General features: G+C 50.8%; 24 protein-coding genes and 1 riboswitch. Of the genes, 17 read left to right on the top strand and 7 right to left on the bottom strand.

Going from position 1 to position 19,084, the window contains the following annotated elements; genetic code table 11:
- Positions 1–83 precede the first annotated feature (83 nt).
- The 7 genes from gap to Psch_RS02505 form a co-directional block, all read right to left on the bottom strand.
- The gene (gap, locus tag Psch_RS02535) at positions 84–1,097 is read right to left on the bottom strand and encodes a type I glyceraldehyde-3-phosphate dehydrogenase (protein ID WP_190239020.1); all 1,014 of its coding nucleotides are present in this window, start codon (positions 1,095–1,097) and stop codon (positions 84–86) included.
- A 436-nt stretch (positions 1,098–1,533) separates the two neighbouring features.
- A complete protein-coding gene (locus Psch_RS02530) occupies positions 1,534–2,127 on the bottom strand; it encodes a LysO family transporter (RefSeq protein ID WP_134217467.1) in 594 nt (197 codons plus the stop codon).
- A complete protein-coding gene (locus Psch_RS02525) occupies positions 2,124–2,441 on the bottom strand; it encodes a LysO family transporter (RefSeq protein WP_134217468.1) in 318 nt (105 codons plus the stop codon). Before Psch_RS02525 ends, Psch_RS02530 begins: the two co-directional genes overlap by 4 nt.
- The gene (locus Psch_RS21570; RefSeq protein ID WP_427910084.1) at positions 2,441–2,710 is read right to left on the bottom strand and encodes an EamA family transporter; all 270 of its coding nucleotides are present in this window, start codon (positions 2,708–2,710) and stop codon (positions 2,441–2,443) included. Before Psch_RS21570 ends, Psch_RS02525 begins: the two co-directional genes overlap by 1 nt.
- Positions 2,711–2,800: 90 nt before the next feature.
- Entirely contained in the window at positions 2,801–3,523 is a 723-nt protein-coding gene (locus tag Psch_RS02515) for an amino acid ABC transporter ATP-binding protein (protein ID WP_134217469.1), read from the bottom strand.
- Positions 3,510–4,232, bottom strand: coding sequence for an amino acid ABC transporter permease (locus tag Psch_RS02510; RefSeq protein WP_205079466.1), 723 nt, complete (start codon positions 4,230–4,232; stop codon positions 3,510–3,512). Before Psch_RS02510 ends, Psch_RS02515 begins: the two co-directional genes overlap by 14 nt.
- An 83-nt stretch (positions 4,233–4,315) precedes the next feature.
- Positions 4,316–4,873: a basic amino acid ABC transporter substrate-binding protein gene (locus Psch_RS02505; protein WP_190239018.1), complete on the bottom strand. Its 558-nt coding sequence runs from the start codon at positions 4,871–4,873 to the stop codon at positions 4,316–4,318.
- A gap of 159 nt (positions 4,874–5,032) precedes the next feature.
- Here Psch_RS02505 and Psch_RS02500 point away from each other — a divergent pair, with 159 nt between their 5' ends.
- The 17 genes from Psch_RS02500 to cobK all read left to right on the top strand — a co-directional run bounded on the left by Psch_RS02500 (position 5,033) and on the right by cobK (position 19,065).
- Complete coding sequence (locus Psch_RS02500) at positions 5,033–5,938, top strand: DMT family transporter (RefSeq protein WP_134217471.1); 906 nt, start codon at positions 5,033–5,035, stop codon at positions 5,936–5,938.
- A gap of 456 nt (positions 5,939–6,394) precedes the next feature.
- Positions 6,395–7,969: a phosphoenolpyruvate carboxykinase (ATP) gene (locus Psch_RS02495; protein ID WP_243123930.1), complete on the top strand. Its 1,575-nt coding sequence runs from the start codon at positions 6,395–6,397 to the stop codon at positions 7,967–7,969.
- Between the two features lie 127 nt (positions 7,970–8,096).
- Positions 8,097–8,828: an AzlC family ABC transporter permease gene (locus Psch_RS02490; RefSeq protein ID WP_134217472.1), complete on the top strand. Its 732-nt coding sequence runs from the start codon at positions 8,097–8,099 to the stop codon at positions 8,826–8,828.
- Positions 8,828–9,133 (top strand): AzlD domain-containing protein, encoded by a 306-nt coding sequence (locus Psch_RS02485; protein ID WP_134217473.1) that lies wholly within the window; start codon positions 8,828–8,830, stop codon positions 9,131–9,133. The genes Psch_RS02490 and Psch_RS02485 overlap by 1 nt, the downstream gene beginning before the upstream one ends.
- Before the next feature lie 78 nt (positions 9,134–9,211).
- Positions 9,212–9,349 (top strand): DUF8066 domain-containing protein, encoded by a 138-nt coding sequence (locus Psch_RS02480; protein WP_190239017.1) that lies wholly within the window; start codon positions 9,212–9,214, stop codon positions 9,347–9,349.
- A 134-nt stretch (positions 9,350–9,483) separates the two neighbouring features.
- Positions 9,484–9,822, top strand: a complete 339-nt coding sequence (locus Psch_RS02475; protein WP_190239016.1) for a hypothetical protein — start codon at positions 9,484–9,486, stop codon at positions 9,820–9,822.
- A gap of 53 nt (positions 9,823–9,875) precedes the next feature.
- Positions 9,876–10,172 carry an HAD family hydrolase gene (locus Psch_RS02470; protein ID WP_486644308.1) on the top strand — a complete coding sequence of 99 codons (297 nt, stop codon included), beginning with the start codon at positions 9,876–9,878 and terminating at the stop codon, positions 10,170–10,172.
- Positions 10,173–10,308: 136 nt separating this feature from the next.
- On the top strand, positions 10,309–11,145 hold the full coding sequence (locus tag Psch_RS02465) for a histidinol-phosphatase (protein ID WP_134217475.1): 837 nt from the start codon (positions 10,309–10,311) through the stop codon (positions 11,143–11,145).
- 72 nt (positions 11,146–11,217) lie between these two features.
- Positions 11,218–12,036, top strand: coding sequence for a DnaD domain protein (locus Psch_RS02460; protein ID WP_134217476.1), 819 nt, complete (start codon positions 11,218–11,220; stop codon positions 12,034–12,036).
- A gap of 44 nt (positions 12,037–12,080) precedes the next feature.
- Complete coding sequence (locus Psch_RS02455) at positions 12,081–12,812, top strand: ATP-binding protein (protein WP_243123929.1); 732 nt, start codon at positions 12,081–12,083, stop codon at positions 12,810–12,812.
- Between the two features lie 16 nt (positions 12,813–12,828).
- Positions 12,829–13,041, top strand: a riboswitch (cobalamin riboswitch).
- A gap of 164 nt (positions 13,042–13,205) precedes the next feature.
- Complete coding sequence (gene cbiD / locus Psch_RS02450) at positions 13,206–14,321, top strand: cobalt-precorrin-5B (C(1))-methyltransferase CbiD (protein ID WP_134217477.1); 1,116 nt, start codon at positions 13,206–13,208, stop codon at positions 14,319–14,321.
- Complete coding sequence (gene cbiE, locus Psch_RS02445; RefSeq protein WP_134217478.1) at positions 14,303–14,971, top strand: precorrin-6y C5,15-methyltransferase (decarboxylating) subunit CbiE; 669 nt, start codon at positions 14,303–14,305, stop codon at positions 14,969–14,971. Before cbiD ends, cbiE begins: the two co-directional genes overlap by 19 nt.
- On the top strand, positions 14,928–15,527 hold the full coding sequence (gene cbiT, locus Psch_RS02440) for a precorrin-6Y C5,15-methyltransferase (decarboxylating) subunit CbiT (protein WP_134217479.1): 600 nt from the start codon (positions 14,928–14,930) through the stop codon (positions 15,525–15,527). Before cbiE ends, cbiT begins: the two co-directional genes overlap by 44 nt.
- Positions 15,528–15,774: 247 nt before the next feature.
- Positions 15,775–16,530 carry a precorrin-4 C(11)-methyltransferase gene (gene cobM, locus Psch_RS02435; RefSeq protein WP_134217480.1) on the top strand — a complete coding sequence of 252 codons (756 nt, stop codon included), beginning with the start codon at positions 15,775–15,777 and terminating at the stop codon, positions 16,528–16,530.
- Complete coding sequence (locus Psch_RS02430; RefSeq protein WP_134217481.1) at positions 16,527–17,597, top strand: cobalt-precorrin 5A hydrolase; 1,071 nt, start codon at positions 16,527–16,529, stop codon at positions 17,595–17,597. Before cobM ends, Psch_RS02430 begins: the two co-directional genes overlap by 4 nt.
- A gap of 29 nt (positions 17,598–17,626) precedes the next feature.
- Entirely contained in the window at positions 17,627–18,316 is a 690-nt protein-coding gene (cobJ, locus tag Psch_RS02425) for a precorrin-3B C(17)-methyltransferase (RefSeq protein WP_190240202.1), read from the top strand.
- Positions 18,313–19,065, top strand: a complete 753-nt coding sequence (cobK, locus tag Psch_RS02420) for a precorrin-6A reductase (protein WP_134217482.1) — start codon at positions 18,313–18,315, stop codon at positions 19,063–19,065. The genes cobJ and cobK overlap by 4 nt, the downstream gene beginning before the upstream one ends.
- The last annotated feature ends 19 nt before the right edge of the window (positions 19,066–19,084 follow it).

The following is a 19,084-nucleotide window of genomic DNA, read 5'->3' as shown; positions in this document are numbered from 1 at the left end:
GCAGGCCGTCTTTTATTTATCGCAATGGAAAAGGTCATGTTAACTGGTTCTCGAAAAGCCTCATGCGTAGTGGGCTTAATGCATTAGCTTATACCATGTTTGCCGATGTAAGCGACCAGGTCGACTACACGGCACGAGTAACCCCACTCATTATCATACCAGGCAATCACCTTGGCCAGTTTGCCGTCGATGACCATAGTAGATAGACCGTCTACAATCGAGGAGTAAGGATTGCCGTTATAGTCCTTGGAGACCAGAGGCAGGTCGCTGTAGGACAGGATGCCTTTTAGTTCCCCTTCAGCGGCTGCCTTCAGGGCGCTGTTGATAGCTTCCACTGAAGCCTCCCGCTCCAATTCGGCTACCAGGTCTACCACTGAGACGTTGGGTGTGGGTACTCGCATCGATAGGCCGTTTAGCCTGCCTTTAAGCTCCGGTATAACCAGGGCCACCGCTTTCGCGGCGCCGGTGGTGGTAGGGATTATCGACATGGCCGCCGCCCTTGCCCTGCGCAGGTCTTTATGAGGCAAATCGAGGATTTGCTGGTCGTTGGTATAAGAGTGAATGGTTGTCATCAGGCCTCGCACGATGCCAAACTCCCGGTGCAAAATTTTAGCGACCGGCGCCAGGCCATTGGTGGTGCAGGAGGCGTTGGAGATCACCTGGTGCTTGGAGGGGTCATACATATTCTCGTTGACACCCATTACGATGGTGATATCCTCATTTTTTGCCGGGGCGCTGATTACTACCTTCCTGGCCTTGCCGTTCAGGTGTTTGGATGCAGTTTCCCGGTTGGTAAAACGCCCGCTTGATTCTACAACAACCTCCACCCCGTAGTCCCCCCAGGGGATGGTACCCGGGTCCGGGAGAGCGAAGGCCTTGATCTCCTTTCCGTTGACCCTGAATTCCCTTTCCTCATTAGCATAGATATCAGCGTCAAGAATGCCGTGCACGGAATCAAACTGCAGCAAGTGCGCCAGTGTGCAAGCATTAGTCAGGTCGTTAACCGCTACAATATCAATATCATCCCTTTGCATAGCGGCGCGGAATACATTTCTGCCAATTCGCCCGAAGCCGTTAATACCAACTTTAACTGCCATTTTATGGTCCCCCTTATGGTTTCTATTTCGTGACATAGTGTTGTTTTCACCCTTAGATTACCCACAGGTATTTCGTAATACTCATATAAGGCAGCCCAGCCACACTGAAAAAAATTATGCAGAATATGGAGCAATTCCCCTGTAAAAATGTAGGTGTGACTTCGTTCGCACAAATGTGTGATTAGCACACAATTTTAGCGCTGGCGCGCCGGGTGTGATTGAAATCACACCCACATAGATCAAGCCTTATTTTATGCCTGCGCCGCGATAGCGGCAGGGGGGACATTCTTTGAGAATAAAGAACCACCTACAAATGAAGTCCCATAACAAACAAAAAACCGCTTCTTCAGCAGAAGCGGTCGATGGCTTACGCCCCGAGGCTTACGACCCGAAAGGAATGCAGGATATACTCACGACTCACGCCCCACGACTCATTTCACAGTCCAATAAGCAGCGGCACCAGCAACGGGACCATGGCTGACAGGGTGGTGCCGTTAACCAGGGCGATTACAGCTGTATCAGCGTCGGTTGTCCTGGCAATCAAGGGCAGGGTTGTATCCATGGTAGTAGCGCCGCCGGGGGCTACAGCCGCCAGGTTGCCGATTCTGGCAGCCACGATAGGGATAATTACAAAAGATATCAATTCCCGCATGATGTTGGTCATAAAAGCCAGCGCACCGGTTTCGACGCTGTATATTTTTGATAGAATAACGCCGGACAGGCTGTACCAGCCAAAACCGGCCCCCACAGCGGAGGCTTCTTTGATTGGCATACCAAGAAAAAAACCAGCAGCAACGGCTCCGCCCAGGCTGCCAACTGCCACCAGGACGGGCACCAGCATAATTCGCCACCCCATGCAACGGAGGCGCAGCCAGGCTTCCTTCTGGCTGCCCAATTCAATGCCGATGCCTACCAGCATGAAGCAGAGCGCGCCAGTGGTAAGGGCTTCCAGGTGTGTAGTCAGGTTGGGGGGGAGCGCCGCACCCAATAGGCCACCTAAAACTATACATATAAGGACTAGTATGGTCAACGTTTTCCACCTGTCCCCGCAGCGCCTTCTTGGGGTGCTCTACGCAGGTTTTTTTGAATAAACTTGCTGGCCAGATGGACCAGCAGGACGCTCCCAATAATGCTGAAGGCTGCAATAATAAGGGCTTCCTTACCCATTTCACCTATCCCGGACAGTACCTCTTTATTGGAGCCCAACTGAGCTCCCATCACCATAAGTAAAAAAAATAGACCAATCAGGGTTATGAAATTAGCTCTTTTAATTTTTTCCGGGGAATTTCGCCAAGCAAAGCCGATTATAATTCCAAAGGTCAGAGACAGCAGGATTGTGGTCATCAGCCAGGCTCCTTTGTAAATACTATAAGTGGGTAAGTATACAAAAGCAACGAGGCAAGAGAAGCGGAAAGCAGCTTAATTGCCTGAAAAAATAAGGTGGTAGCAACCCCATAACCGAGCAAACTCAGTATCGCAAGCTGTTTTAAATCAGCAGGACTTACAGCAGCCGGCTTCTTTAACAAAACAATAATCAACCAGATCACGGCACTGGCCAGAATAAAGCGTATAGACAGCATAGCGGGGGGTCCAGACCCCGCCGTTGTATGCAAGCTTGGCAAGAATAGCTGTTGTGCTGAAGCATAGTGCTGATAGGGCTACCAGCAACGAGCCAAGCTTAATTCTTTATCAAACGTGTCTTTCTACAGTATTTTACTCAAGAAGGCCCTGGTCCGTTCATTACGGGGGTTGCCAAATATTTGTTCGGGTGTGCCTTCCTCAACAATCTTTCCCTCATCCATGAAGAGTACGCGATCACCGACTTCACGGGCAAAACCCATTTCGTGCGTTACCACGACCATGGTCATACCTTCACGGGCGAGGTTCTTCATTACAGCCAGGACCTCGCCGACCATTTCGGGATCCAGCGCGGAAGTGGGCTCGTCAAATAACATCACCTTGGGCTTCATGGCCAGCGCTCTGGCGATGGCCACCCGCTGGAGCTGTCCCCCGGATAGTTGATCGGGGTAAACGTCAGCCTTGTCTCTCAAACCAACCTTGGCAAGCAAGCTGTGCCCGATCTCATTGGCTTCACTCCTGGACATCCGCCGGACCTGGACAGGCGCGAGGGTTATATTTTCCAGAGCTGTTTTATGTGGAAACAGATTGAAGCGCTGGAAAACCATGCCCATTTCCTGTCTGAGAATATTAATATTGGTTTCCTTGGCCGTAATTGATATTCCTTCAATAAAAATTTCTCCTGAGGTCGGTTCCTCCAGTAAATTCAGGCAGCGCAGGAAGGTGCTTTTGCCTGAGCCGCTCGGTCCTATGACCACAACGACTTCCTGTTCCGCCACATGACAATCTATGCCTCTTAAAACCTCAAGCTTATCAAAATACTTGTGCAGATTGTTAACGACGATCATCGCCAGCCTTGAGCCTCCTTTCCATGTAGTCAACCAGGCGCGAGATGGCGAAAGTCATGATCAGGTATATAAACGCCACTGTAAGCCAGATATGAAAGGGCTTATAGGTCTGGGCAATAATTAACTGGCCGCGGCGCGCCATTTCTTCAAAGCCTATAACAGAAAGGAGAGAAGTGTCTTTTAACATGGCGATAAACTCATTGCCCAGCGGCGGGATAATCCTTTTGAAAGCCTGAGGCAGAATGACAAAACGCATGGCCTGTATGTGGGTCATACCCAGAGAGCGGGCCGCCTCCATCTGGCCGCGCTCGATGGACTGGACCCCGGCCCGGAAGATTTCGGCAATGTAGGCGCCGCTGTTTAAGCTGGTAGATATAATCGCGGCGGGAAAAGGGTTGATATGAGTGCTCTCCCAGATCTGAGCGATATGAAATGTGTCCATCATAAAGTTCTGGAATGACCCGAGAAGCTGGGGAAGTCCGAAATAAACCATGAAAATTTGCACCAGGAGCGGGGTCCCGCGAAAAAAATCGACATAACAAGTGGCCAGCAGGCGGACGACGCGCTTTTTGGAAAGGCGCGCCAGGCCGGCAAAAAGGCCGAGAATGAAGCCTAAAGATATAGCGATTAAGGTTATTTCCAGGGTATGTAGGGCGCCTTCCAGAATGATTGGGAGGGAATTCCAGATTAATTCCAAGGGTAGTTCCACCTTTCAAACCGCCTGACAGGAAATATGCGTAACACTATCGATGCTACGCACATTTCCTTGACGAACAGAATTTGATTTTGAAGCTACTGGAGTAATTCCTGGGGCGGCTCCTCACCGAACCACTTCATGTAGAGTTCCTTGTATTTGCCGTTATTCTTGAGCTCTTTCAGACCGTGGTTAATCTTGTTGAGGAGGTCTGTTTTCCCCTTGGGCAAGGCAATGCCGTAGTCTTCGGAGGTAAGGCGTTCGCCCACAATTTTAACATCAGCGTTACCCTGTTTGATGAAGTACTGCGTGACCGGGTAATCGTTGATTACCGCAGTAACCCCACCGTTTTTAAGCTCCATAAAGGTCTGGTCGGAGTTGGTAAAGGAGCGTACCGTGGCCCCGGCAACTTTCTTTGCTTCCTTTTCGCCGGTGGTACCGCTTTGCACTGCGATAGTCTTACCTTTTAAGTCGTCTAAGCTTTTAACAGTATCGTTTTTAGACTGTACTGCTATACTGAGTCCTGATTTGTAATAGGGATCGGAAAAATCGATGGATTTCTTACGCTCTTCATCTATGGACATGGAAGAGATGGCGACATCGATCTGGTTGGCAACAAGGCCGGCAATCAGATTTATTTTTTCGCCTTTCAACATAAAACTCCTTCTATGCACACAATCTAACACGCCAAATTTACATACAAAAAAGAATGACCAAAATGAACATATTGAAATCAGACACCAGCTTTTATTGACACAGTGTAATTGCGGTGTTATGAATTTAGAGCAGGATGTATAAAAAAGGAACAATATATAATGATTAAGAAGCAGTTTAAGGCAGACTTGGCGCTACTATTCGTGGCCCTGGTCTGGGGCGTCAGTTTCACAGTTATTAAAGACGCGCTGGCTGGTATTGGTCCGTACTATTTTAATGTATTACGCTTTTCTGCAGCCTTTATTTTCCTGGCGGCGAGCTTCTGGAAGCGCTTCAGGAAAGTCGATCGTAAGACCCTGTCGGCAGGCCTTTTGATTGGATTATTTCTTTTTGCCGGTTACGCCTTTCAGACGGTGGGGCTTAAATATACCAGCGCTTCCAAGGCTGGTTTTATCACCGGGATGGCAGTAGTGCTGGTACCGTTGGTGTCCGCCGGTTTAACACGCCGCCTGCCCGGTGTGATTCCCCTAGCGGGCGTTGCCAGCGCCGCAATTGGGCTGGCCGGGCTGTCTCTGGATAATAGTTTGAATATAGACTATGGCGACGGGCTGGTTTTTTTATGCGCTGTATCCTACGCCCTGCATATTATCCTGGTGGGACACTACGCTCCAAGGCATGACCCGGTTGTCCTGACCATCATCCAGGTGGGTGTGGTGGCGGCAGCCAGCTTGGGGTGCGCGGCTTTCCTGGAGGAAATGCCGGCTTCATTTTCCGGGGAGGTATGGGTAGCCTTGCTTGTTACAGCCTTGCCTGCTACTGCGTTTGCTTTCCTGATCCAGAACAGTGTGCAGCGTTTTACCTCTCCCACCCATACGGCCATTATCTTTACCATGGAGCCGGTTTTTGCGGCAGCCTGCGCCTGGCTTCTGGGCGGTGAGATCCTTACTCTCCGGCAGTGGGCGGGAAGCTTGTTAATCCTGGTTGGTATGCTGGTAACAGAGCTTAAAAGCGCTCCTGGGGAGCCCGGCCGGCTTCCCCGGACCGCAGAGGGTGAGGCCGGTCAATAAGCCTCTGAAGCTTAACAAGCAGGAATATCTACTGGTTGTACGTCAGGAATGACAGAGTGGTTCCACATGCCGCTATGGTGGCGCCAGCATCGGGTCAAAATTTGGCCATGTGGGCATATGCAAGAAGTTTAATTGTGTTTGTCGATCGGGAGCAGCTTGCCGCCAAATTGTTGCCAATTTTAAACTCATAATTACCAAACCATTGCTCTAAATGAAGGGATTTTAGCTTTATTAGTATATCCTCTTGCGTAAAATAGCGTAACACAATTTCCGGATAAGAGAGATAATCGCGAATTTTCAGTTTAATATTACATACATTATATAAAATATGAACTAAATAAGGATAACTATTGAAATATTTTTCTGACATTGTATACTTTATTCAATATCCAAAAAGCGCTAGAGGTGATTGATCAAATGCACTACCCCCTTAAAAAGCAGTTCGAGGAGAATAGGATGATGACAAGCTCGTACCCGAGAAGCTTGAGCGATTCTTTTACAGTGCACGCGCCCTTTAACCAGCAGGTCCAGGCAGCTCGGATGATCGTAGACCCGTTGTTGTGGGAACTAAGAGAGATGGCCAGCCGGGATGAGAAAACAACCTGTTACGGCAGCGCCAGTTTTATCTCCAAGGTTAGGAACCGTAGCGCCAAAAACACATTTATTTTGGATGGCAAATACCTGGGTGTCGACCAGCACGGGATCCCGCTTGCCAGGGAAAAAGAGCTGGCTTCCAAGGTTTTGGAATACTTAAAAACACAAGAGGTTATTAGCCTGGAGCGACAGATGGGCCGTCATCCCCACTTCAATCTCAATTGCCGTCTTTACATTACCAAAAGGTATGCCCGTATCCCTTATATGTGGCGCAATATGCTGTTCGAGCCCAATCCAGTCAAGTCGGAGCCTGATCTCACAACAATTTTTGTTCCGGAGTGGCCGGAACGGGTTGTTTTTGTACACCCGGAAGCAGGTGTAACCTTTATCCTCGGTACTGACTACATGGGAGAGGTTAAAAAATCCTTTTTAAGAATGGCGTTGTACATTTGGAAAAAAAAGGGAGGAATCGGTTTTCACGCCGGCAGCAAGGTGCTTAGGGTTAAAAAGCCAAATGGCAAACTTGAGGATGTCGGCTTTATTATGTTCGGCCTGAGCGGAACCGGCAAGACCACCCTGACCATCCACGACCATGGTCTTACAGGTGAGGAAAAGGTTATCATTCGCCAGGATGACATGGTGATGATGGACGAAACAGGCTACTGCTACGGAACTGAGAATGGTTTCTATATTAAAACCGAAGGACTGGATCCCTCTCAAAAGGTTCTATACGATGCGGCTACTTCCTCCAATGCCATATTGGAGAATGTCAAAGTTTTGGATGACGGGACTGTTCTTTTTGACAATGCGGACCTGACATCAAACGGCAGGGGCGTAATCCTGCGCGAGGAGGTTGCCGGCACTGACGATAGAATTGACCTGGATAAAGCAAACAGGATAGTTTTTATCACCAGGCGTGACGATATAATCCCCCCGGTGGCCAAATTAACTGCTGAACAGGCCGCCGCCTATTTCATGCTGGGCGAGTCGATCGAAACTTCGGCCGGTGATCCCACCCGCGCCGGCGAGTCAAAGCGTGAGGTGGGAACAAACCCCTTTATGATTGGCAAAGAGTCGGAAGAGGGGAACAGGCTCTTGGATATCCTGAGGAAGAATCCGGATATCGAGTGCTACCTGCTAAACACCGGAAGTGTTGGGGTTGGTGGAAATAAAAATGGAAAAAAAATTACAATCAAGGTGTCGACAACGATCATGACGGAGTTGGCCAGGGGCAATATCAAATGGGGTTACGACCCCGACTGGAAGTACCTGATCCCGCTTGAAGTTCCGGGGATAGAGATCAGTGAATACAATCCAGCTGCCTATTTCAGCCCTGCGGAACTAAAGGACCGGGTTGCCAAACTGCGCAGCGAGCGTACTGAGTGGCTCAATAAGTACCCCGGCCTGCGGGACGAAATCATCAAAACCATTCTGTAGGATTTTTAGCTCGGAAATAATTATGATTTATCGCCCTGTTTAGGGAAAACAGGGCTTTTTTGTTTTTGAGGACAGAGATATTATATATTATAAAAACCTTTGGTCTTTCATGTAGGAGTTGATATTTATGGCTTTATGGGGGGCTCAAAAAGAGGTAGCGCAATTCCGCCTGGGTTTAATGCAGGGCCTCTCAATATTTCTCGGTTATCTCCCGGCCGCGGTAGCTTTTGGAGTACTTGGCGCATCTACCGGACTTTCGTATTTTCAGGTTGCTGCGATGTCGGCCTGGGTGTACGCCGGGGCCAGCCAGTTTATGGGCTTGAATCTGCTCCAAAGCGGGGTGAGCGTACCTGAGATAATCCTGGCGACATTCGTCCTGAATTTGCGCCACGTTTTAATGAGCACTGTCCTATCGAAAAGAATACAGGGAAACAGGGCGCTAAAGGGTCTTCTCTCCTTTGGGATAACCGATGAGACCTTTGTGCTTACCACCATTGGCAGTTCTGTCGGAACAGGGTCGGAAGAAACCGTGAGAGAAATTACAGCTGCACGCTTTGCGGGGGTGGCTGTGATCGCATACAGCGGCTGGGTTACCGGTACTGTTTTCGGGACAGTATTTGCCGACATCCTGCCGCAGATAGCAATGAAAAGCATGGGTATATCAATATATGCAATGTTTATTGCCTTGCTGGTCCCGTCCATGAAAAAATCGGGCAGGGTTGCTATGATATCCTTGCTGGGAGGCGCCCTTAACTGGATATTATTAAGTGAGCTCAAATTATCCACCGGCTGGAGTGTCGTTGCGGCGACCATGCTGGCATCCGCCTGCGGCGCGTTGTGTTACAAGGAGGGAAAATAGTGAAAATTTACCTGTTGATAGCCGGTATGGCCCTGGTCACATATATACCAAGGCTGCTTCCGATGGTACTTCCCGAGAGGCTGCAGTTTCCTATTTGGCTGGACCGTTGGCTGCAATATGTGCCTTATGCGGCACTGGGGGCTTTAATCTTTCCTGGCGTATTGGCATCTGTTGACGGCCGGCAACCCTGGCTGGGGTTGTTGGGAGGATTTACAGCAGGGCTCCTGGCGCTGGCTGGATTAAACATATTGATTGTACTGGCCGGCGCCATAGCTGTAGTAGCTGTTGCGTTATCAATTATCTAAGCCAAAAGGGGCTCGGTTTATCTGCAGGAATAGAATTTTTTTTGCTGAATATTAGGGGTAGTTGAAAGGAGTTGTTTTATGAATGCAATTGCGTTTATCCCTATAGCAGCTTTGTATGTGTTCTTGTCGGTAGCAGTGTGGCGGTTTATGAGGGCACATGAGTCAATTGCCGAATCAATCAGGATGATAGCTGAAAATATAAAGAAGGAGCCGTAAGGCTTTTCTATATTGTCTATTGTATGTTTTATTATGCCGGAACTGATTTGGAGCCCTCCACGAAAATAAAAAACACAGGGAGTATGGATTGTTTTATAATATAGACATCCCTTTAAAGAGGAGTGGCAAGGGTTATGAAGCGTGGTATTTTAATGGACTTTGATGATACCCTGGTGGAAACCACGGTCTATTTCAACCAGGCAAAAAGTTGGTTTGCCACGCTAATGGCTGGAATGGGTTTTCCCGCTGAGAAGGCTTTGTCCACCTTAAACGAGTATGATATTAAAAACGTGCAGTTGAGCGGGGGATTTTTTAAGGACTGCTTTCCACGTGCGTTGGTGAGACTTATGAGTATTGCTGTCGCGTTTATGGCACAAATTACTGCAGCAAAACGCGGCAGGAAATTGAAGACCTGGGCTGGTGGGTGTACCGGCAGCCAGTCCGGCCAATCCAGGGCGCTGAAGACGTTTTGACGCAGCTGTCCGGGAGGTACCCGCTTCTTCTCGCCACCAAAGGGGAACCTGCAGTGCAAAACCTGAGAGTTGAGCAGAGCGGGCTGGCTCGCTGGTTTGACAAGGTCTATGTCCTGAACGAGAAAAACGCTGCAGCTTATACCTCAATTGCCCTCGAGCAGAAAATCAAGCCGCCGCTGTCCTGGGTGGTGGGCAACAGCATGAAGTCAGACATAAACCCGGCGCTGCAGGCAGGCTTTAACTGTATCTTCATTCACCATCCCCACACCTGGGACTTTGAGGATGAGGAACCTCTGGGCGGTCACATCAGTGTCGACAGCCTGACCAGTATACTTGAGTTCATAACTTAAAGATGCGTTAAATTTCTATGAGGCATGCTCGAATAATTTTAAACCCGCAATTTTAGTCGTAAGCTGTAGGTAGTAGGGCGCAGGTGGATCCTGCATTCCCAAATTTAAGCCTGCATTTCAGCTTGGGGGTAAATAGATGCGCGACTATCATGTTCACCCCGGTTATTCAATTGACGCGGAACCTTCCGGTATTGATGAATACTGCAGGAAGGCTATCGATATTGGGCTTAGTGAAATCTGTTTCACCACTCACCTGGAAGTTGACCCGCAGCGCAAGCAGCTGGACTGGTTTGTCCGCATCGCCCAAGGCATAGTACCAATGGACGACCTGATATGGCTTGACGTGTATTTCCAAGATATCGAGGACGCGAGGCGGAAGTGGTCGGCACACGGCCTGAAGGTTAGGGCAGGAATCGAAGTGGGGTACGACCTGGGGCAGGAAAAAGCTATTGAGCGGGTAGTCAGGGGCTACCCTTTTGATTTTGTGATGGGCTCTGTCCACTGCCTGGAACATCTGGCCATATCTTCAAAGAAGGAAAGCCGCCTGTATTTCCCTGGCAGGCAAATGCTAACGGGGGTAGGGGAGTACTTTAGGCTCCTGTCAGAGGCGGTAAGCTCCGGCCTGTTTGACTGTATCGGGCACCTGGATCTTTATCGCCGTCATGGCCGGCATTATTGGGGGCCGGAGATTTCGCGCGCCCACGAGGAGTTTGCGGAACCGGTCCTCAAAACTATAGCAGCAAGGGGCATGAGCCTGGAGGTTAATACCTCCGGTTTGCGCCGTGGACTCAACGATTTCCATCCTTCCATGGATATCCTTGAACTGGCTGTGGATTCAGGTGTCAGGCTATTTACGTTGGGCTCCGACGCCCATCGCCTGGCGGAACTCGGGATGGGTTTGGATAGCGCACTGGAATTACTGGCCGGCTATGGTATCGAACCCGTTTCCTACCTCTTGCGGCAGCCGGTTTAAGGGGCGGAAAAAGGTGGACAAAACCACCCCCTTACCATAAAATAAAATTAGGAAAACCAGGAGGCAAACCCCATGACTCAGAGAAGCGGGAAAATAGTAAAATGTGACCAGGAAGGCAATATCACCGCTACTTTTGGAGCTGACCTCCTGCTTGAGGGCTCAACGTCAATTCCCAACATCCTTCTAAAAATTTACTCAAGTATTGGTATCTCCGATTACCAGATGATGCTCTTAATCCAGCTGATCAGACTGCACGTGGAGGAAAAGGAGCTTTTTCCGTCCCCCGAAAAGCTGGCTGAATGCATGGAATCTGATCCAGCCAGGATTAGGAGGGAACTGGCTGGTTTGCTCGAAAAAGATATCATCTCGGTCAGCCGGTTCTATGACGGCACCCGCAACCTTATTGTGGAGGGGTATGATTTTGAACCCCTATTCTTAAGGGTCTCGGATATCTGGGCAGGCTTGCGCGCCCAGGAGATTGAGGAATCTGAAAAGCTGATTAAAAGTTCGGCCGGTTTAGGTGACAGCCGGTTTGATGTCCATACCGTCGACCTTATTTCCTTATTTGAGAATGAATTTGGACGGCTTCTCTCCCCCATAGAAGTTGAGCAAATCGACCAGTGGGCAAGTGAAATGGAGCCATTGCTTGTTGTTGAGGCGCTGAAAAGGGCGGTTCTGGGGGGTAAACACAACTTCAAATATATTAACACCATCTTGATAGAATGGAAAAAGAACAATGTCAGGACGCTGGAGGAAATATCCCGCTACGAGCAGGATTTTCAAAAACGGCGCTCCAGGCAAAAAAGCACAAATACCGGGACAAGCCCGGGTGGCGCGGACAATAATAACGATGCCAGGAAAAAGGCTTTCATCCGGACTCTTTATATCTAAAACATGACTTTTCTTAACAATATTTAAGGGATGCAGGTGATTGGGTGGGCTGCCAGCTGTGCGGTGACCGTGGCGTAATTATAATGGAGGAAGGGGCTATACCCTGCCGGTGCATGAAAGAAAAGGCAGCAGCAAAACTGTTAAAGGACTCCAGACTGCCTGTTAATCTTCAAAAATGCACATTCGAAAACTTCAAATTCAAATATTACGCTAAAAACTGTCTCGATCTGGTCAATGGGATATCTTACTATGAACTGGCTAAACATGCTTTTGAAGCGGCTCAAGGTTTTGTCAAAAGATTTTCGGCTGATCCCGGAGCCGACGGACTGCTATTTACAGGGCAGGTGGGAAGCGGTAAAACATTTCTGGCCTGTTGTATCGCCAATACCCTGCTGAAAGAAGGAAACTCAATTCTTTTTGCTGTGGTGCCTGACCTGCTGGATCAAATACGTTCGACCTATGACACGGGAAGAAATACTGAGGACCTTACCGAGTTTGACCTGTTGGATACGGCCAGGCAGGTGCCGCTCCTGATTTTGGACGACCTGGGGGCTCATAATTACACGGAGTGGACCAGAAATAAAATCTATTCAATTATCAATTACCGCCTCAACCACCGTCTTCCGGTCATCGTAACCACCAATATCAGCCCCGAGGACCTGGAAGGCTATCTGGGAGAAAGGACTACTTCACGCTTGCTGGAGATGTGCAAGCCCTACCGGTTTTTGGTGGATATGGACATACGCGCTATACAGCGCAAAGAAAAAGGTTATTAAAACCTGTAAAATATGAAAAAGAACAACGCGGACAGGTGCCCCGCCGAGGGGAGAATAGGGAAGACCGGGGAAATGGAAACTGGTTCCAAAAAGGTCCAGATCTAAGGAGCCGGCGCGGTCCCGCAACTGTAACCGGGAGAGTACGCCGCACTTTTGTCACTGGGTTAACCGGGAAGACGCGGCAACAAAGACCGGAAGCCAGGAGACCTGCCTGTCTGCTGCTCACCGCAGGCTTCGCTGGAAAGCCAGGGGTTTTTTTGACGCATATGAAAAGCCCCGTCTAGTTGACCGGGCTTTTATCATTTCTCCGGCTTGGTGCGGCCAACGGAGCTTTTGTCGCAAGGAATTTTAGTTCTTCGGCCGCATGGAGGAAGCTGTTATGAATGAACTGTTATGAATGAATTGGAAATATCCATGCTGAAGACCGGAATTACCACCGGCGCGTCAGCTGCAGCGGCGGCGCGTGCGGCGGCATTGCTGCTGTTGCGGGGTGAAACCAACAAAAATATTACCATTGTGAACCCTGAAGGAAACCTGCTTGAGGTTCCTGTTGAGAGTTTGGAACTGGACGGCTCCTGTGCCAGGGCTGTTGTAATCAAGCAGGGGGGGGATGATCCCGATGTAACCAGCGGCCTGCCTGTGGTAGCTGAAGTCGCTGTCTGTGCTGGCGGCGTTCATATCATGGGGGGACGAGGTGTCGGGGTTGTTACCAGGCCAGGCTTGCAGGCGCCGGTAGGCAGTCCCGCCATAAATCCCGTTCCGCGTAAAATGATTGTGGATGCCCTGGACGACCTTATTAGGCCAGGCTCGGGCGTAGAGGTTACTATTTCAGTCCCCGGGGGCGAGGAGGTGGCTCTCAAGACCCTTAACCCGCGTTTGGGGATTGTTGGAGGTATTTCCATCCTGGGCACCACCGGCATTGTCAGGCCGATGTCTGAAGAAGCTTTTAAAAAATCACTCGCTCCACAGGTTGACCTGGCTGTGGCCGCCGGCTACCGGAAGGTCGTCCTCACCCCGGGCCGGATTGGCTTCCGGACGGCGGTCGAACGGTATGGATTGCCTCGCGAAGCTGTGGTTGAAATGAGTAATTTTGTGGGCTACATGCTGGATGTCTGTGTCGACCGGGGCATTGAAGCAGTTTTATTATGGGGTCACCATGGGAAATTAGTAAAAGTCGCAGCCGGCATCTTTCATACCCACAACAGGTTGGCCGACGGGAGGATGGAGACCCTTGCCGCCTTCGCAGGTCTTTACGGGGCGCCGGCCGGTCTAATCAGCAAAATTATGGCAGCGGGTTCTGCTGAAGAAGCGTTGGGTTTGCTTAAAGAGAGCGGCTTCGCCGGAATATTCAATGCTATTGCGGCCAGGGCCAGTACCAGGGCCGAGGCTTATACCCGCACCCGGTTGAAAGCTGGTACGGTACTGCTGGGGTTGGATGGAACGATACTGGGTATGGACGAGTCAACTCGTTTAATTGGAAGGGAAATGGGATGGCAAAAATTGCTGTAGTAGGGGTTGGACCCGGTGGCAAGGAACATCTGACTCCGGCAGCCATACGGGCGGTCGCTGAGGCGGATGTCCTGGTGGGCGGGGAGCGCAGCCTGGCCCTTTTCAGCGGTCAACCGGGCGAAATTTTCACTATTAAAAACAATCTGCAGGAAATGATTGAGTATATCCGGGAGAGAATGGACGAGAAAAAAATTGCGGTAATAGCTTCGGGTGATCCCGGCATGTACGGTATCCTGCAGTACCTGAGGCGGCATTTTACCCCTGCCCAGCTGCAGGTCATCCCGGGTATCAGTTCGGTACAGTATGCTTGCGCCCGGCTGGCAGTTTCCTGGCACGACGCCGTTGTGGTCAGTACCCATGGACGGGACCGGACCGTACTGGCAGAGACCGTGGCAGGCAATAGCAAGGTAGTTGTCCTGGCCGGACCGGAGGAACCACCGCCGGTTCTGGCAAGTGTCCTGGTAAACGCCGGCATGAAAGACAAAACTGCTTATGTCTGCGCCGAACTTTCGTACCCTGCCGAAGAAATTAATGCCTTTACCATCCTTGATCTTGCCCGATGGGAAGGCCAGTGGGATAAAAGAAATTATGTTATGGTGATTTTGGATGAACAGCCGATGGATTTACCGGACACCGGGAATAAGCGATGAGCTTTTTGTGCGCGGCAACGTCCCCATGACCAAAGAGGAAGTACGGGTGATCACCCTGGCCAAGGCCAGGTTGGCGCCCAATCATGTCGTGTGGGATATTGGAGCAGGAACAGGGTCTTTGTCAGTTGAAGCCGCCTTGCAGGCCACCGGTGGTTTTGTTTACGCCGTGGAGCGCAGTCCGGCAGGGATTCACTTGATTCAAAGCAATATGAAGGCTTTTGGATTGGATAACTTGAAAATCATTGAAGGTGTCGCGCCGGAAGCCCTGGACGAGCTGCCGGACCCTGACCGTGTTTTTGTAGGCGGCAGCGGGGGACATTTGACCGGCATATTAGAAAGTGTTTACCAGAGACTTCTACCAGGGGGCAGGATTATTGTAAACACGATTACTCTGGAAACCGCGGCTCACGCTTTAGAACTACTGCAACAGTTCTATGGCGATGTCGACGCGGTGCAAATCAGCGTCGCCAGGGTAGTGAAAGCCGGCGCCAGCCACCTCCTTAAGGGTATGAATCCGGTTACGGTTCTTTCAGCGGAGAAGAGGGCTAATTACTGATAATAGATCTCAATAAAGTAGTCTTTCAAGATCTGACACGGCCTTAAATACCTGAAAAAGACCAAACATTCTTATAAAATACCCCGGTGTAGGCGCCATTTTAATCGCACACGGCGTGTCGGCGCCGCACTTGGACATCTTAAATGGGGCTTTTGTGCGAATGAATTCGCACCTATATTTGAGCGACATTGTAGCGGCCGAAAGGTTTCAAGGTAGTTGTTTATTCGTACAAAAAGGGGGGGTTGATATGATTTATTTTATCGGAGCAGGCCCAGGGGATCCGGAGCTGATTACAGTAAAAGGAGCAAGACTCTTGGCTGAAGCCGAAGTGGTCATATATACCGGTTCCCTGGTTAACCCGGCCTTACTCGATTACTGTAAAGAGGGGGCCGAGATACATAACAGCGCAGGTATGTCCCTGAAAGAAATTATAGACACTATGGTTGAAGCGCACGCCAAAGGTAAAAGGGTGGCCAGGGTCCATACCGGCGATCCTGCCCTGTTCGGCGCGATCCAGGAGCAGATGGACGAATTGCGCCGGGACGGCATACCCTTTTCCGTAATACCGGGGGTTAGTTCCTTCCTTGCTGCCGCAGCGGCTATCCCTCATGAGCTAACCTTGCCGGGTGTAACCCAGACGGTAATCCTGACCAGGGCTGAAGGACGGACACCTGTGCCAGCTGGAGAAACGCTGTCTTCCCTGGCCGGGCACGGCGCAACCATGTGTATCTTTTTAAGCGTGCATATGATGGCGGAAGTGGTCAAGGCGCTTAAATCAGGGGGGTATACACCGGACACACCGGTTATTGTGGTAGAGCGGGCATCCTGGCCTGAACAGCGGGTCATTCACGGTACCATTGAAGATATTGAGCAAAAGGTGATGGAAGCAGGGGTCAACAGGACCGCCCAAATCATGGTGGGCAAGGCTTTCGGGGCGAATTACGAGCCTTCCAGGCTTTATGACACAAGCTTCGACCATACCTTCAGAGGGCCGGCACAGTGAAAATAGGGGTAGTGGCCGTGACCAGGCAAGGCGCCGCGACTGCCTTAAGGGTTTCAACTGCGCTCTCGGAACTGCCGGGGGCAGAGGTTGACATACTGGCGCCGGCCAGATTCGCTGCTAGTTTTCCAGGCTCACGCCCATACAAGCAGCCCCTGCGTCAACTGTGCAGTGAAATATTCCAACAGTACAGTTGCCTGGTTATGGTTATGGCCATGGGTATCGTTTTCAGAACCATGGCGCCTTGCCTTGGCAACAAAAGGACAGACCCCGCGGTTGTTGTAATGGACGAAATGGGGCAGTTCGCCATCAGTGCTCTTTCCGGCCACGTGGGAGGAGCGAACGACATGGCCCGTTATATCCAGAGCAAGCTGGGTGCGCTGGCGGTAATCACCACGGCTACTGATGTGCAAGGACTACCTGCGGTGGATCTTTTGGCGCGTGACTACAACCTTGCTGTTGAACCTCTACATCATCTGAAAACTGTCAGTGCGGCCATGGTTAACGGGGAGGATGTCCATTTTTATATTGACGACGCATCAAAAATAACAGAGATTATAAAATTTCACCCCAAACCCATAGATAATTACCTGCAGGCGCCAAAGAAAGGCATTATTGTTTTTATTACCAGCAGGTTAATCGCCGGTCTTCCATCTGAATCGCTGTTTTTGCGACCGCGACACCTGGTGGTGGGACTGGGATGCCGCACGGGTATCAGCGCTGCGGCAGTCAAGGAAGCTGTGGAACAAGCCCTGGTCCTGGCGGACCGCAGCCTTGCTTCGGTGCGCCTGCTGGCTACTATTGATTTGAGGTCGGGAGAAGCAGGACTGGTTCAGGCTGCGTATGAAATGGGATTGCCCCTTGTTTCCTTCAGCAGGTTAGAAATAGCAGGTGTTTTTGACGTAAAAGGCAGGGACCTTTCTTATTCCCAATTTGTTCAGGACAGGATAGGAGTTGGTGGAGTTTGCGAGCCAGTGGCCCTATTGGCCGCCCCGGCGGCCAGGTTGATTTTGCGCAAGAGAGCGTTCAACGGGGTAACGGTAGCGATTGTCGAGGAAGACTGGCCGTAGTTGGTATTGGTCCGGGCGAAACCGGCCAGATGAGCGGCCGTGCCCTTGAAGCTCTGGAACAGGCCGAGGTGGTGGTGGGTTATAAGGCGTACATTGAGCTCATCTTTGGTCTGCTGCTGGAGAAAGAAGTCATGAGCAGCGGCATGACCAAGGAGGTGGAGCGTTGCAGCCTTGCCATTAATAGAGCGCTGGAAGGCAAAAAAGTTGCTCTTGTATCCAGCGGCGACCCGGGTGTTTACGGCATGGCGGGGCTGGTACTGGAGCTTCTGGAACAGAAGGGCGCAGTGGAATCTCTTGACCTGGAGATTATCCCCGGCATAACCGCGGCAACTTTCGCCGCCGCCTGTCTCGGAGCGCCGCTGATGCACGATTTTGTGGTAATCAGCTTAAGTGATCTGCTAACGCCCTGGGAAATCATAGAGAAGCGCTTGGAGCACGCCTGCCGGGGCGACTTTGTTGTTGTCCTGTACAACCCGTCCAGTCGTAAGCGGACGGAGCAGATCCATAAGGCCAGAGAAATAATGCTTGAGTATAAAAAACCGGCAACCCCGGTGGGGATTGTACGCAACGTCGCCAGGAAAGATGAGGTAAGCGTGATCACCGACCTGGAGCGTATGGTGAATTACTCCATTGACATGTTTACCACCATCATTATTGGAAATAGCCAGACCCGCCGGGTCGGCAGGTTTTTAGTCACACCAAGGGGCTACCGGCTATGATCCTGGTACTGGCAGGCACGTCTGACGGCAGATTGATCGTGCAAACCCTTGCTGAAAAAGGAAAAGAGGTCCTGGCCTGTGCCGCCACACCTTATGGGGCGGCGTTGCTTGAGGGGTGCGGCGCGGCTGAGGTAAGCGGCCGCCGTTTGAGTGGGGAGGAAATCGGCCGGTTGATTGATGATAAAAATGTGGACTTGCTGGTGGATGCCACCCATCCCTACGCTCAAGAAATCTCATCGCTGGCTTTAAAGGTGTGCAGAGAGAAGAATATCCGTTACATACGTTACCAGCGGCCCCCCTCCAGAGTCCTGGAGAGCCCCCTGCTCCATTATGCCGGCAGTTATGAAAGCGCTGCTCAAAAAGCTGCGGCGCTGGGCAGGGTAATATTTCTGGCTACAGGCAGCAAAACACTCGGTATATTTGTAGCAGAGGCGCAGAGGAGAGGCTGCAGGGTGATTGTGAGGCTTTTGCCTGACCCGAAAGAATTGGATAAGTGTTTCCAACTAGGCCTCACTCCGGCCGATGTGGTTGCCATGCAGGGGCCGTTCAGCCAGGAGCTCAACGCAGCCTTATTGCGCCATTACAAAGCTGAGGTTTTGGTTACCAAAGACGGCGGGACCCCCGGCGGGATGGAGGAAAAGCTCAACGCGGCGCTGGAAACCGGTATCCCGGTAGTTATTGTGGAACGGCCGGACGTACTTTCCGGAGCAGTGGGCAGCGTCGGGGACTTAATGAAGATGATTGACTAAGAAGGCATAGGAAGTGATT

The organism is Pelotomaculum schinkii (genome assembly GCF_004369205.1).
Classification (GTDB): Bacteria; Bacillota; Desulfotomaculia; order Desulfotomaculales; family Pelotomaculaceae; genus Pelotomaculum_C; species Pelotomaculum_C schinkii.
The sequence above is the reverse complement of the archived record's forward strand: the minus strand, read 5'-3'. Positions and strand labels throughout refer to the sequence as shown.

Excerpts from the sequence above, each read along its gene's own strand:
- gap (WP_190239020.1), bottom strand. The coding sequence starts at position 1,097 with ATGGCAGTTAAAGTTGGTATTAACGGCTTCGGGCGAATTGGCAGAAAT.
- Psch_RS02525 (WP_134217468.1), bottom strand. The coding sequence starts at position 2,441 with ATGACCACAATCCTGCTGTCTCTGACCTTTGGAATTATAATCGGCTTT.
- Psch_RS02515 (WP_134217469.1), bottom strand. The coding sequence starts at position 3,523 with ATGATCGTCGTTAACAATCTGCACAAGTATTTTGATAAGCTTGAGGTT.
- Psch_RS02505 (WP_190239018.1), bottom strand. The coding sequence starts at position 4,873 with ATGTTGAAAGGCGAAAAAATAAATCTGATTGCCGGCCTTGTTGCCAAC.
- Psch_RS02500 (WP_134217471.1), top strand. The coding sequence starts at position 5,033 with ATGATTAAGAAGCAGTTTAAGGCAGACTTGGCGCTACTATTCGTGGCC.
- Psch_RS02495 (WP_243123930.1), top strand. The coding sequence starts at position 6,395 with ATGATGACAAGCTCGTACCCGAGAAGCTTGAGCGATTCTTTTACAGTG.
- Psch_RS02490 (WP_134217472.1), top strand. The coding sequence starts at position 8,097 with ATGGCTTTATGGGGGGCTCAAAAAGAGGTAGCGCAATTCCGCCTGGGT.
- Psch_RS02480 (WP_190239017.1), top strand. The coding sequence starts at position 9,212 with ATGAATGCAATTGCGTTTATCCCTATAGCAGCTTTGTATGTGTTCTTG.
- Psch_RS02475 (WP_190239016.1), top strand. The coding sequence starts at position 9,484 with ATGAAGCGTGGTATTTTAATGGACTTTGATGATACCCTGGTGGAAACC.
- Psch_RS02465 (WP_134217475.1), top strand. The coding sequence starts at position 10,309 with ATGCGCGACTATCATGTTCACCCCGGTTATTCAATTGACGCGGAACCT.
- Psch_RS02460 (WP_134217476.1), top strand. The coding sequence starts at position 11,218 with ATGACTCAGAGAAGCGGGAAAATAGTAAAATGTGACCAGGAAGGCAAT.
- cbiD (WP_134217477.1), top strand. The coding sequence starts at position 13,206 with ATGAATGAATTGGAAATATCCATGCTGAAGACCGGAATTACCACCGGC.
- cbiE (WP_134217478.1), top strand. The coding sequence starts at position 14,303 with ATGGCAAAAATTGCTGTAGTAGGGGTTGGACCCGGTGGCAAGGAACAT.
- cbiT (WP_134217479.1), top strand. The coding sequence starts at position 14,928 with ATGAACAGCCGATGGATTTACCGGACACCGGGAATAAGCGATGAGCTT.
- cobM (WP_134217480.1), top strand. The coding sequence starts at position 15,775 with ATGATTTATTTTATCGGAGCAGGCCCAGGGGATCCGGAGCTGATTACA.
- cobJ (WP_190240202.1), top strand. The coding sequence starts at position 17,627 with ATGAGCGGCCGTGCCCTTGAAGCTCTGGAACAGGCCGAGGTGGTGGTG.
- cobK (WP_134217482.1), top strand. The coding sequence starts at position 18,313 with ATGATCCTGGTACTGGCAGGCACGTCTGACGGCAGATTGATCGTGCAA.